Below are 12,511 nucleotides of genomic sequence, written 5' to 3'. Positions count from 1 at the left end.
CGGCGGCAGGGCACCCTGTCTTATAGGGCGGATCGCATCATGCGGATCTTCGACGAACGCACCATCGAGACCAAGCAGGCGATCCACGCCTGGATCTTCCTTTCCGTGCCGATCCTCTTTTTCGGTGTGATCCGCTTCTACCCGGCAATCGAATCCTTCGGCATCGCGTTCACGGAATGGAACCTGCTGTCGCCGGCCCGCTTCGTCGGCCTGGAGAACTTTTCGCGCATTCTCTACGACCCGGTGTTCTGGATCTCGTTCAAGAACACCTTTCTGTACCTCCTCATCGGCACGCCGGTGAGCCTCATCCTGTCATTCGTGATCGCCTATTATCTCGATCAGGTGCGGTTCGGGCACGGCTTGATCCGTGCGTTCTACTTCATCCCGCACCTGACGACATCCGTCGCGATGGCATGGGTCTGGCGCTGGTTCTATCAGCCGCCGCCGATCGGATTGTTCAACAACATCCTCAACGTGGTCGGCATGGAGACGCAGCCCTTCCTGCGATCGACCGCCCAGGCGCTTCCCGCCGTTCTCGCGCCGGCGATCTGGGCGGGCCTCGGTTTCCAGATCGTGCTTTTCATGGCGGGCCTGCGCGCCATTCCGTCGAGCTATTACGAGGCCGCGCGGATCGACGGCGCGGGGAAGTGGATGATCCTGCGCGAGATCACGCTGCCGCTTCTCAGGCCCACCATCGTCTTCCTGGTGGTGATCTCCTCAATCGGTTTCCTGCGGATCTTCGACACGGTCTACAACATGACCGACAACGGCGCCGGCGGCCCGCTGAACAGCACGAAGCCCCTCGTGCTCTACATCTATGAGAGCGCGTTCCGGTCCTACCGGATGGGCTATGCTGCCGCCCAGACCCTCGTTCTATTCGTCATCCTTCTGTCGATCAGTCTCATCCAGCTGCGGCTGATCCGGTCACGCACATGAAGATTCCCGACACCGCCACCGAGTCACTCGTGTCCTCCCGTTGGTGGGTGGACATGGCCGCGCATCCGGGCCGGATGCTGGCCTGGACGCTTCTCGTCATCGGCGGAATCGTCATGATGACGCCCCTCATCTACATGGTCGCAACCTCTCTCAAATATTCGAGCGAGATCTACGATCTCAACATCATTCCGCGCGAGCCGACCTTCGACAACTATCTCTTTATCTTCAAGAACACTCCGTTCGGTTACTGGCTCCTGAATTCGTTCGTCACGAGCGCTCTCGTCACGGTGTCGGTGATCTTCTTCGACTCGCTCATCGGCTACACGCTGGCGAAGTTCACGTTCCGGGGGCGCAACCTCATTTTCATCGCCATCCTGACGACGCTCATGATCCCGACCGAGATGCTGATCATCCCATGGTACATCATGGCGAAGAATTTCGGATGGCTGAACACCTACTGGGGAATCATGTTTCCCGGAATGATGACGGGGTTCGGCGTGTTCCTGATGCGGCAGTTCTTCGCCGGCGTTCCGGACGATTACATCCACGCGGCGCGCATCGACGGATTGAGCGAATTCCAGATCTGGTGGAAGGTTGCGATGCCGCTCGTCACTCCTGCCCTCTCGGCGCTCGCGATCTTCACGTTTCTCGGCAACTGGACGGCCTTTCTGTGGCCGCTGATCGCCACCAACGACCGCGAGCTCTATACCTTGCCTGTCGGGCTCGCGTCATTTTCGGGCGAGTATCTCACCGAGTGGGAGCTCATCATGGCGGGCGCCACCATCGCGACCCTGCCGACGCTCCTCGTCTTCATCGTCTTCCAACGCTACATCATCCGCGGCGTCGTGCTCGCCGGGCTGAAGGGTTAAGCCATGCGCAAGAGTACGAAAGAGCAATCCCACATCGGCAACGCCGACCGGTTTCCGGCTCCGGCCTACGCGGAGTCTGTCCTGGCGCCGGCCTTCGCGCTGGGCCAGCGACATCATCTCGGTCACCTGCTGCAGCTTCATCGCGCGCATGGCGTCATGCTGGCCGAACAGGGCTTGCTGAATGCCGAGGAAATCGCGGCGATTCTCGTCGCGCTCGACTCCATCGAGGCCGAACTCGCAGCGCGTGCCGAACCGGAGGCCTATACGGGCGAATTCGAGGACATGTTCTTCTACGTCGAGCGCCTGCTTTCGGATCGCGTCGGCCCCGACACGGCCGGGCGCCTGCACACGGGGCGTTCGCGCAACGATATCGATCACACGCTCTTCAAGCTGGCCCTGCTCGAGCGGCTGGACCATCTCACCATCCGCCTTCTCGACGTTGTCGCGACCCTGATCCGCCGTTCGCGCGAAGAAGCGGGGACGCTCATTCTCGCCTACACCCATGGTCAGCCGGCGCAACCTTCGACCTACGGACACTATCTCGGCGCGCAGACGGAGGCGCTGCTGCGCGACGCGACGCGGTTGATGCAGGCTCGGGACGTGGTGGACCTCTGCACCATGGGCGCGGCTGCGATCACCACGACCGGGTTCCCCCTGAACCGCGCGCGCATGGCCGAACTCTTAGGTTTTCGCGACTTCCTCCGGAACTCCTACGGCTGCATCGCCTCCAGCGATTATACGGCCGGCGTCTACGCCGCCATCAAGGTAATGGCTCTCGATCTCGGGCGATTTGCGCAGGACATGGCGTTCTGGACAGCCTTCGAGGTCGGCCAGTTGCGGTTCTCGGATGGCTATGTGCAGATCAGTTCGATCATGCCGCAGAAGCGCAATCCCGTTCCCGTCGAACACCTTCGGCTGATGTCGTCCCTGTGCATGGGCAAGTGCGACGCGGTGCTGACGGCGCTGCACAACACGCCGTTCACCGACATGAACGACAACGAGCACGAGGTTCATACGCAAGGTTACGAGGCCTTCGCCATGGCCGAGCGCATCCTCACCCTCCTCGACGGCGTGCTCTCTTCCGCGAAGATCGACGAGGCGCGGGCGCGTGCGAATATCGACGCGTCCTATGCCACGATCACCGAGCTCGCCGACACGATCGTGCGCGAGGAGCGCCTGCCCTTCTCCGTGGCGCACCACATCGCGGGCAACCTTGCCAGACACCTGCAGAAGAGCGGCGAGACTCTGTCGACCGTCTCGTACGAGACCTTCTCGCGCATCTTCGCCGAGCAGGCGGGTCAAGCGCCGGCCCTCTCCGAGACCATGTTCAGGCATGTCGTCACCCCGGAGCATTTCATCGCGGTGCGGACCTTGCCGGGCGGACCGGCCCCCGAGGCCATGGCGGACAGCCTCGCGATCTACGCCGCGCAGGAAGCCGAAGCCCGCAACCTCGTCGAGGACCGGCGCACGCGCGCCACGCGGGCAAGGCAAGGTCTCAGAGCGGAAATCGACCGCCACACGCGTGCCGCGACGACGACGGGAAAGATGTGAACCATGGCCGACCTCTCGCTCCAGAACGTGGTCAAACGATACGGCAGCACGAAGGTGGTGCACGGAATCGACCTTCACATCGAGGATGGGGAATTCGTCGTCCTCGTGGGACCGTCTGGCTGCGGGAAATCCACGACGCTTCGCATGATCGCCGGACTCGAGAGCCTGACCAGCGGGACGATCAGGATCGCCGGGCGCGTCGTCAACACGCTCGAGCCGAAAGACCGGAACATCGCCATGGTGTTCCAGAACTATGCCCTCTATCCGCATATGACCGTCTACCGGAACATCGCCTTCGGGCTCCACGCAGCGCGCCTGCCGAAGCCCGAGATCGACGTCAAGGTGCGAAAGGCGGCCGACCTGCTCGGACTGACGGACCTGCTGGAGCGACGCCCGAATGAATTGTCGGGCGGCCAGCGCCAGCGCGTCGCCATGGGCCGCGCCATCGTCCGCGATCCGAGCGTTTTCCTCTTCGACGAGCCGCTGTCGAACCTCGATGCGCAGCTGCGCGGACACATGCGCACGGAGATCAAGCGGCTGCATCAGTCGATTGGAACCACCATCGTGTATGTCACGCACGACCAAGTGGAAGCCATGACGCTTGCCGACCGCATCGTCATCATGCGCGACGGTCGCATCGAACAGATCGGAACGCCGCTGGAGGTTTTCCACGCTCCCGCGAGCACCTTCGTGGCAGGCTTCATCGGCACGCCGACCATGAACCTTCTGGATCTCCCGGTGGTCGCGCACGATTCCGCTGCCGGGCTTGCCCTCGCGGCCGACACCATCGTGTCGTTGCCGAACGACATGGCGGCCCGGCTTGGCAGCCGCCGGCAGGTCACGGCCGGTTTGCGGCCCGACGACCTCACGATCGCGCCCGCGACCGGGCTTGCCGTCGCGGATGGTTTCAAAGGCGAGGTCCTGATCGCCGAGCCCCTTGGAAATACGACGCAGGTTATCGTGCGGGTCGGCGAACGGGAACTGGTGGGCATGGCGGATGGCCGCTTCGTTCCCGCCGCCGGCGACAAGGTCGACCTGCGGTTCGACGCCTCGCGGCTTCATCTTTTCGACGAGGATGGAACACGGATTTCGGGCTGAGGCGGCGTCTTCTCACCGCACGCCGAGCGCCGCGATCAATCCGAGGCTCACCGCGACGAGAACGACGAGCGACAGCGTGACGGCGAGCGTGACCCGCCCGCCGACGCGGCCCAGCACCTTGAGATCGACGCCAAGGCCCAGCGCCGCCATGGAAATGACCGTCAGAATGGTCGCCGTGGGCATGATCGCGCCAAGAAGCATATCGGGGATCAAGCCCGCCGAGCGAAGAGCGGCGAGGYCGAGAAACCCCACGATGAACCAGGGCACCAATCGGGTCAGCGACGGCCGTGAGCTTCGCTTCCCGCGCGTCCCCATGATGAAGGACAGCACAAGCACCACAGGGCCCAGCATGAGAACGCGCAGGAGCTTGACGAGCGTCCCGATCTGCACGCTGACCATGCCCACCGGCATGGTGGCGGCCAGGACCTGCGGAACCGCGTAGACGCTCAGGCCTGCCAGAATTCCATATTGCGTGTCGGTGAGCGCAAGGAGCGGAACGAGCAGCGGGAGCGCAAGAACCACGATCACGCCGAGGATGGCCGTGAAGGCGATGGAGGACGCCACATCCTCGCCGCGCGCGCCGATCACGGGGGCCACCGCCGCGATGGCGGAGTTGCCGCAGATGGAGTTTCCACAGGCGACGAGCACCGCCATGCGCTTGGGCAATCCGAGAACGCGGCAAAGACCGTAACTCGCGCCGAGCGCCACCACGACCACGAAGGCTACGCCGAGGATGAGACCCAATCCGGCTTCCGCGACGGCCCGAAAACTGACCGATGCTCCCAGCAGCATGACGGCGATTTCAAGCAGGGTCTTGCCGCTGAGGCCGATGCCGGGAACCCAGCGGCTGCCAGGCGTCCAACAGGTTCTGACGACGGTGCCGAGCAGGATCGCAATCACGAGCGCTTCGAGCCACGGTCGGCCCGTCCAATGCTCCTCCAGCCGCTGCAGGCCGATGGCCGCAAGCGAGATGCCGGCGCAAAGGGCGAGCCCGGGGATGAAACGCAAGCCTTCTTTCGCAGTCACCCGGGCATCCCTCAAAGGCACAGAACGCTCGCGGCGATGCGTCGGCCTGGTCGCGTTCTCTAGATGTGAATCACGCGCCCATACGCATCCAGCACGCTCTCGTGCATCGTCTCCGAGAGGGTCGGATGCGGGAACACGGCGTGGATCAGCTCTTCCTCGGTGGTCTCGAGATTCATCGCGATGACGAAACCCTGGATCAGCTCGGTAACTTCGGCACCCACGAGATGCGCGCCGAGAAGCTGCCCGGTCTTCTTGTCGAAGATGGTCTTCACCAAGCCTTCCGGCTCGCCGAGCGCGATCGCCTTGCCGTTGCCGACGAACGGGAAGCGGCCGACGCGAATGTCGAGCCCCTGCTCCTTTGCTTTCGCCTCCGTCAGGCCCACGGATGCGATCTGCGGATGGCAATAGGTGCAGCCGGGGATCTTCAGTTTCTCCATCGGGTGCGTATCGAGCCCCTTGATGGTTTCCACGCAGATGACGCCCTCGTGCTCGGCCTTGTGCGCCAGCATCGGCGGTCCGGCGACATCGCCGATGGCGTAGATACCCGGGACATTGGTGCGTCCGAGACCGTCGGTGACCACCGTGCCGCGATCGATCTTCACGCCGAGTTTTTCGAGCCCGAGATTCTCGATGTTGCCGACGACGCCCACGGCGGAGATCAGGCGCTCGGCGGTGAGCGTTTGCGTCGCCTTGCCGTCGTCGATGGTGGCGGTGACGGAATTGGCGCCCTTCTCGACCTTGGTTACCTTCGCGCCGGTGATGATCTTGATGCCCTGCTTCTCGAAACGCTTGCGGGCATGGGCCGCGATCTCCGCATCCTCGACGGGCAGGATCTGCGGCAGCACTTCCACCACCGTAACCTCGGCGCCCATGGTGCGGTAGAACGAGGCGAACTCGATGCCGATGGCGCCCGAGCCCATGACGAGAAGCGATTTCGGCATCGCCTCCGGCTTCATGGCCTCGAAATAGGTCCAGATCAGCTTGCCGTCCGGCTCGATGCCGGGCAGCGCCCGCGGACGCGCGCCGGTCGCCACGATAATGTGCTTTGCCTGATAGGTGCCGGCCGGCAGCGTCCCCTTGGGCGGCGGCGTCTGCGGCTGCACGGCGGGTTTCTTCGGCTCGGTGACGACGACCTCGCCGGGCTTCGCAATATTCGCCTCGCCCCAGATCACGTCGATCTTGTTCTTCTTCATCAACATGCCGATGCCGCCGTTGAGACGACCGGACACGCCGCGCGAACGCTGCACGATGGCGGCCGCGTCATAGCCGATCTTGTCGGCCACGAGCCCGTAATCCTTGGCGTGATTCATGTAGTGATAAATCTCGGCAGACCGCAGCAGCGCCTTCGTGGGAATGCAGCCCCAGTTGAGGCAGATGCCACCCATATGTTCGCGCTCGACCACAGCCGTCTTGAGCCCGAGCTGCGCTGCCCGGATCGCCGCGACGTATCCGCCCGGCCCGCCGCCGATGACGATGATGTCGTATGGGGTTGTCATTTAGATCTCCAATTCCCCTCCCCCTTGCGGGGWGGGGTTAGGGGTGGGGGTCGGACGCGCAAAGCACCGCATGAATAGTGTCAAGCACGACATCGATTTCGAGCATGACATCACGATTGGAAAAACGGAGAACCTGCAAACCCTGAGCGACAAGATACGAGCCGCGTCTCTCGTCATATGCGCGGGCCTCGTCCGAGCCATGGTGTTCGCCGTCGACCTCAACGACGATCCTTGCCGTGTGACAAAGGAAGTCGACCACGTAAGGATCAATGGCGACCTGACGGCGAAAATGCGTTCCCTCGAGAGGCATTCGCTTTCGGAGGTGCCACCACAACCGTAACTCAGGCTCAGTCAGCTCACGACGCAACGTCTTCGAATGGGCGGCCGCCCGCGCCGTAATCGGTCTGAGGCGTGGCTGCTTCCATGACATTGCTGGTCCTGTTGGCATGAGCATAAGTCGCGACCCCCACCCCTACCCCTCCCCGCAAGGGGGAGGGAAAGAAGCGCATTCCTTACACCACCATCGACATCGGATTCTCGATCAGCACCTTGAACGCGGCCAGCAATTCCGCGCCGAGCGCGCCGTCGACGACGCGATGGTCGCACGAGAGCGTCACCGTCATCGCCTGCACGATGGCGGGCGCGTCGTTCTTCACCACCATGCGCTTCTCACCCGCGCCGACAGCGAGGATCGTGCCCTGCGGCGGGTTGATGACGGCGAGAAAATCCTTGATGCCGAACATGCCGAGATTGGAGACGGCCGTGGAGCCGCCGGTATATTCCTCGGGCTTGAGACGACGGTTGCGGGCGCGGCCCGCGAGATCCTTCATCTCGGCCGAAATCGCCGTCAGCGTCTTGGTCTCGCATTTGCGGATCACCGGCGTGAACAGCCCGCCTTCGATGGCGACCGCGACGCCCACATCGGAATGCTTGAGGCGCAGGATGCGATCATCAGCCCAGACCGAGTTCGCCGCCGGCACGCGCTGAAGGGCAATCGCCATGGCCTTGATGACGAAGTCGTTCACCGAGAGCTTGTAGGACGGCTTGCCATCCTTGTCCTTCGGCGCGCCCGCATTGATCTGCTCGCGCATGGCCATGAGCGCATCGAGTTCGCAATCGAGCGTGAGATAGAAATGCGGCACCGTTTGCTTGGATTCCACCAGACGCTTGGCGATGGTCTTGCGCATGCCGTCGAGGGGGATTTCCTCGTAGGAGCCCGGCTCGAACATCGCCTTGACCTGATCGGACGACATGGAGCTTGCGAGCGCCGCCGCTGGTGCGGCTTTCGCAGCCGGCGCGGCGGCGGGCTGCGCAGGTTTCGCCGTTCCACCCGAAACCGCGGATTTCACGTCCTTTTCAACGATGCGCCCATGCGGACCCGAGCCTTGAATCGATCCGAGATCGAGACCGGCCTCCTTCGCGACGCGCTTGGCGAGCGGCGACGCGAAGATGCGCCCGCCCTGCCCTGCGCCGCCATTTGGCTTTGCCGGAGGCGTGGGTGCGGCAGCGGGTGCGGAAGCTTGCGGAGCCGCTGCCTCGGCCTTCGGTGCGGGAGCCGCGGCGGGAGCCGGCGCGGCCGCCGCTTCCGACTTCGGCGCCGGGCCGCCGGAGGCGGCGCCCGTCACGCTCTTGGGGTCTTCGCCCTCACCGGCGATCACCGCGATCGGCTGGTTCACCGCCACGTCGGCGGTGCCTTCGGGAATGAGGATCTTGGCGAGGATCCCCTCATCCACCGCTTCGACTTCCATGGTGGCCTTGTCGGTTTCGATCTCGGCGATGACGTCGCCGGATTTGACCGTGTCGCCTTCCTTCTTCAGCCACTTGGCAAGGTTGCCCTTTTCCATGGTGGGAGAGAGAGCGGGCATCAGGATATTGATGGGCATGATGTGATGGATCCTGAGCGATTGAGGTTCAGTTGATGGCCTGGGTCGGGCCGGGATCGGAGGGATCGTCCAACTCGGTCTGGATGCCGGCGGTGATTTCAGCCATCGCCTCGGCTTCGGAATATTCTGTCTCGGCCGCATAGACGCGCGCCGCATGTCGTGCGAGATCGACCAGCAACACGCCCCAGGTGAACGGATCGTCAAACGCGCGCCTCAGCGCGATGCTCACCGCCCCGTCCACCACCGACGCCCGCAAGATCTCCACGCCGCCTTTTTCAAGCGCGTCGGGGGGAACGTTGAGGGCGTCGAATTTGTGGTTGGCCATGGGGTTACCTGTAGCAAACCGCCTTCGCCGCCTGCACGATCTCGGCGACGGAGGGAAGCGCTAGCTTTTCGAGGTTGGCCGCATAGGGCATCGGCACGTCCTTGCCGGTGATGCGGATGACCGGCGCGTCGAGGTAATCGAAGGCATTCTCCATGATCCGGGCGGAGATTTCCGAACCCACGCCGGATTGCGGATAGCCTTCCTCGATGGTCACGCAGCGCCCCGTCTTCATCACCGAGGCCACGATGGTGTCGGTGTCCATCGGGCGGATGGTGCGAAGGTCCACGACCTCGGCGCTGATGCCTTCTTTCTCCAGTTCTTGCGCCGCCTTCAGCGCATAGCTGACGCCGATGGAGAAGGACACGAGCGTGACGTCCTTGCCTTCGCGGTGGATGCGCGCCTTGCCGATCGGCACCACAAAATCATCGAGCTTCGGCACCGGGAACGACTGGCCGTAGAGGATTTCGTTTTCGAGGAAGATCACCGGGTTGGGGTCGCGGATCGCGCTCTTGAGCAGGCCCTTGGCGTCGGCCGCCGAATAGGGCGACACCACCTTGAGACCCGGCACCGCCGAGTACCACGCCGAGAAGTCCTGGCTGTGCTGCGCGCCGACGCGCGAGGCGGCGCCGTTGGGGCCGCGGAACACGATGGGCGCGCCGAGCTGGCCGCCCGACATGTAGAGGGTCTTGGCCGCCGAGTTGATGATCTGGTCGATCGCCTGCATGGCGAAGTTGAACGTCATGAACTCGACGATCGGGCGCAGGCCCGTGAACGCCGCGCCGACGCCGACGCCCGCGAATCCGTGCTCGGTAATCGGCGTGTCGATGACGCGGCGATCGCCGAATTCCTGCAGCAATCCTTGCGTGACCTTGTAGGCGCCCTGGTATTCGGCCACCTCCTCGCCCATCACGAACACGTTGCCGTCCCGGCGCATCTCCTCCGCCATGGCGTCGCGGAGCGCTTCGCGGACGGTCATGGTGACCATCTCGGTGCCCTCGGGAATTTCCGCCATGGCATCGTGCGAGGTGCGTGTGGAGATCAGGGAGGGCGCCGCCGGCAATGCATCCGGATTCGTGTCCGCCCCGCGGCCTATCGCCGAGGGGGCGTCGGCGAGCCCCTCCTTCTGCGCATCCGGTGTCGGCGCGGTTTGGGCGGGAGCGGCAGGGGCCGTGGGTGCGGCGGACGACGCCGCCGCCTTCGACACGTCCTCGCCGTCCATGGCCAGCACGCCGATGGGCGTGTTCACCGCGACGTTGTCGGTGCCGTCGCCGACGAGGATCTTGGCAAGGATTCCCTCGTCGATCGCCTCGACCTCCATGGTCGCCTTGTCGGTTTCGATTTCGGCCAGCACGTCGCCGGGCTTGACCTTGTCGCCTTCTTTTTTCAGCCATTTGGCCAGTTTGCCCTGTTCCATGGTGGGAGACAGGGCGGGCATGAGAATGTCGATCGCCATGGCGTCGCGACCTCGGCCGCCACGTTGACGATCTCGCGCACCTTGCTGTCGATGGCCTTCAGCTCGTCTTCCGACAGCTTCCAGCTCTCCAGAAGGCGGCGGCGCACCTGCTCGATGGGGTCGTGCTCCTCGCGCATGCGGGTCACCTCGTCCTTCGTGCGGTACTTCGCCGGGTCGGACATGGAGTGGCCGCGATAGCGGTAGGTCTGCATCTCGAGAATGTAGGGCCCCTTGCCGGAGCGCGCATGCTCGATGGCCCGTTGCCCGGCCGCATAGACCGCGCGGATATCCATGCCGTCCACCTGTTCGCCGGGAATGCCGAACGAGACGCCGCGCTTGGAGAAATCCGTCTGGGCGGAAGCGCGGCTGACCGCGGTGCCCATGGCGTAGCGGTTGTTCTCGATCACGTAGACGACCGGCAGCTTCCAGAGCTGCGCCATGTTGAAGCTCTCGTAGACCTGCCCCTGGTTCGCCGCGCCATCACCGAAATAGGTCAGGCACACATTGCCGTTCTGGCGGTAATGGTTGGCAAACGCGATACCGGTGCCGAGCGACACCTGCGCGCCGACGATGCCGTGGCCGCCATAGAAATGCTTCTCCTTCGAGAACATGTGCATGGAGCCGCCCTTGCCCTTCGACAGGCCGCCGCGACGGCCGGTCAATTCGGCCATGACGCCGCGCGATTCCATCCCGCAGGCCAGCATGTGACCGTGATCGCGATAGCCGGTGATCACCTGGTCGCCGGGCTTCGTCGCAAGCTGCATGCCGACGACGACCGCTTCCTGGCCGATATAGAGGTGACAGAAGCCGCCGATGAGACCCATGCCGTACATCTGGCCGGACTTCTCCTCGAAGCGGCGGATGAGAAGCATCTCGCGGTAGGCGTCGAGATCCTGGTCCTTGTCGAATTGGGGGGAATTGGGAACGGCTTTTCGAGCCGCATTCTTGTTTGGCGTGGACTTGTTTGCCTTGCGGGCAGCAACAGCCATCGGGTCCTCCGAAGGGTTTCCTCGACGAAAGTTGTAGCGCAGTCGGTTAAGGAAATCGAGAGCCTCAAAAGAGTGTTTCAACGATACAGTGAATGAAACAACCTCTTGATAAAACTCGCTTAATTTCGATCAACTCGAATTAAGTTAAGCGGAAGATCGGGTTAATTTTTGCCGTCGCCGAGGATAATGACGAGATCGCTGCGGTGCACACGTCCGAGCATGACGCGGGCCCGTTCCTCGAGAAGATCGCGGTCGATCTGGTCGCTGCGCAGGAGCGCGATGCGACGATCCCAATCGGCCCGCTCGGAGCGCACGATCTCGAGTTCGTTGGTGAGATCCTGCGCCTGCGCTTCGTATTTCTCACGTGCCTCGAAACCGCGCGCGCCGCTATGGGCATGGTGGACGAAGTATCCGGCCACGGCGGCGGACACGCTGTAGAGCGTCAGGGGAATGAGGAATCGGCGGAGGCGCCTGCGTATGACCATAATGCGAGTTGTAGAGACGCATGGTTAAAAAGCGGTTTAACGAGATGAAGCGGCACCGCCCAACGGGAGTCGCCATGGGGCTATCCCACCTCTCCCCGGTGGGGGGAGGTGGAGCGAAGCGAGGGCCTATCCCACCTCTCGAGGCATTGATAAGGATCGAGGGTTCGACCGGCAGCATGACGACGCTCCTGTTGCGTGACGAGCGCGTGGGTCGCTCCGCCCCATATCGCAGGCATTAGTCGATTTGATATGTTGTAGCAATATGTCGCAGGGGCAGCATCAAACCGGCGATGGCGGACGAGGCTGGGGCTCGTCACGGGAAGAGCGGAGCTATCCCACCTCTCCGACACGAGATATCGAGCGAAGCGAGGGGCTCTCCCACCTCTCCCCGGCGGGGAGC

Annotated in this window: 12 protein-coding genes; 4 read left to right on the top strand and 8 right to left on the bottom strand. The window is 63.5% G+C overall.

The genetic code is table 11. From position 1 onward, the window contains the following. Positions 1–39: 39 nt before the first annotated feature. The 4 genes from AC1DVM_RS20930 to AC1DVM_RS20915 are packed head-to-tail and all read left to right on the top strand — an operon-like array spanning position 40 to position 4,454. Positions 40–936, top strand: a complete 897-nt coding sequence (locus tag AC1DVM_RS20930; RefSeq protein WP_477257682.1) for a carbohydrate ABC transporter permease — start codon at positions 40–42, stop codon at positions 934–936. Positions 937–989: 53 nt separating this feature from the next. Further along, a complete protein-coding gene (locus AC1DVM_RS20925; protein WP_477257680.1) occupies positions 990–1,805 on the top strand; it encodes a carbohydrate ABC transporter permease in 816 nt (271 codons plus the stop codon). A 3-nt stretch (positions 1,806–1,808) separates the two neighbouring features. After that, complete coding sequence (gene argH, locus AC1DVM_RS20920) at positions 1,809–3,356, top strand: argininosuccinate lyase (protein ID WP_477257676.1); 1,548 nt, start codon at positions 1,809–1,811, stop codon at positions 3,354–3,356. A gap of 3 nt (positions 3,357–3,359) precedes the next feature. Further along, positions 3,360–4,454 (top strand): ABC transporter ATP-binding protein, encoded by a 1,095-nt coding sequence (locus tag AC1DVM_RS20915; RefSeq protein WP_477257675.1) that lies wholly within the window; start codon positions 3,360–3,362, stop codon positions 4,452–4,454. 12 nt (positions 4,455–4,466) lie between these two features. Here AC1DVM_RS20915 and AC1DVM_RS20910 read toward each other — a convergent pair whose 3' ends face one another. From AC1DVM_RS20910 to AC1DVM_RS20875, 8 genes are all read right to left on the bottom strand, one after another. After that, entirely contained in the window at positions 4,467–5,480 is a 1,014-nt protein-coding gene (locus AC1DVM_RS20910) for a YeiH family protein (RefSeq protein ID WP_477257673.1), read from the bottom strand. A gap of 59 nt (positions 5,481–5,539) precedes the next feature. Further along, on the bottom strand, positions 5,540–6,976 hold the full coding sequence (lpdA, locus tag AC1DVM_RS20905; RefSeq protein WP_477257671.1) for a dihydrolipoyl dehydrogenase: 1,437 nt from the start codon (positions 6,974–6,976) through the stop codon (positions 5,540–5,542). Between the two features lie 37 nt (positions 6,977–7,013). After that, a complete protein-coding gene (locus tag AC1DVM_RS20900; protein WP_477257669.1) occupies positions 7,014–7,406 on the bottom strand; it encodes an endonuclease domain-containing protein in 393 nt (130 codons plus the stop codon). An 82-nt stretch (positions 7,407–7,488) separates the two neighbouring features. After that, positions 7,489–8,859, bottom strand: a complete 1,371-nt coding sequence (locus AC1DVM_RS20895) for a pyruvate dehydrogenase complex dihydrolipoamide acetyltransferase (protein WP_477257667.1) — start codon at positions 8,857–8,859, stop codon at positions 7,489–7,491. A gap of 28 nt (positions 8,860–8,887) precedes the next feature. Continuing rightward, positions 8,888–9,184, bottom strand: coding sequence for a DUF5076 domain-containing protein (locus tag AC1DVM_RS20890; protein ID WP_477257665.1), 297 nt, complete (start codon positions 9,182–9,184; stop codon positions 8,888–8,890). A 4-nt stretch (positions 9,185–9,188) separates the two neighbouring features. Continuing rightward, a complete protein-coding gene (locus AC1DVM_RS20885) occupies positions 9,189–10,637 on the bottom strand; it encodes a pyruvate dehydrogenase complex E1 component subunit beta (protein WP_477257663.1) in 1,449 nt (482 codons plus the stop codon). Continuing rightward, the gene (pdhA, locus tag AC1DVM_RS20880; protein ID WP_477257678.1) at positions 10,568–11,509 is read right to left on the bottom strand and encodes a pyruvate dehydrogenase (acetyl-transferring) E1 component subunit alpha; all 942 of its coding nucleotides are present in this window, start codon (positions 11,507–11,509) and stop codon (positions 10,568–10,570) included. Before pdhA ends, AC1DVM_RS20885 begins: the two co-directional genes overlap by 70 nt. Before the next feature lie 278 nt (positions 11,510–11,787). Continuing rightward, entirely contained in the window at positions 11,788–12,111 is a 324-nt protein-coding gene (locus AC1DVM_RS20875; RefSeq protein WP_477257661.1) for an FtsB family cell division protein, read from the bottom strand. Between the last annotated feature and the right edge of the window lie 400 nt (positions 12,112–12,511).

The sequence above is a fragment of the Microvirga sp. P4_A5 genome, assembly GCF_056402495.1.
Note: the sequence above shows the minus strand (reverse complement) of the source record. Positions and strands in the feature narration are given on the sequence as shown.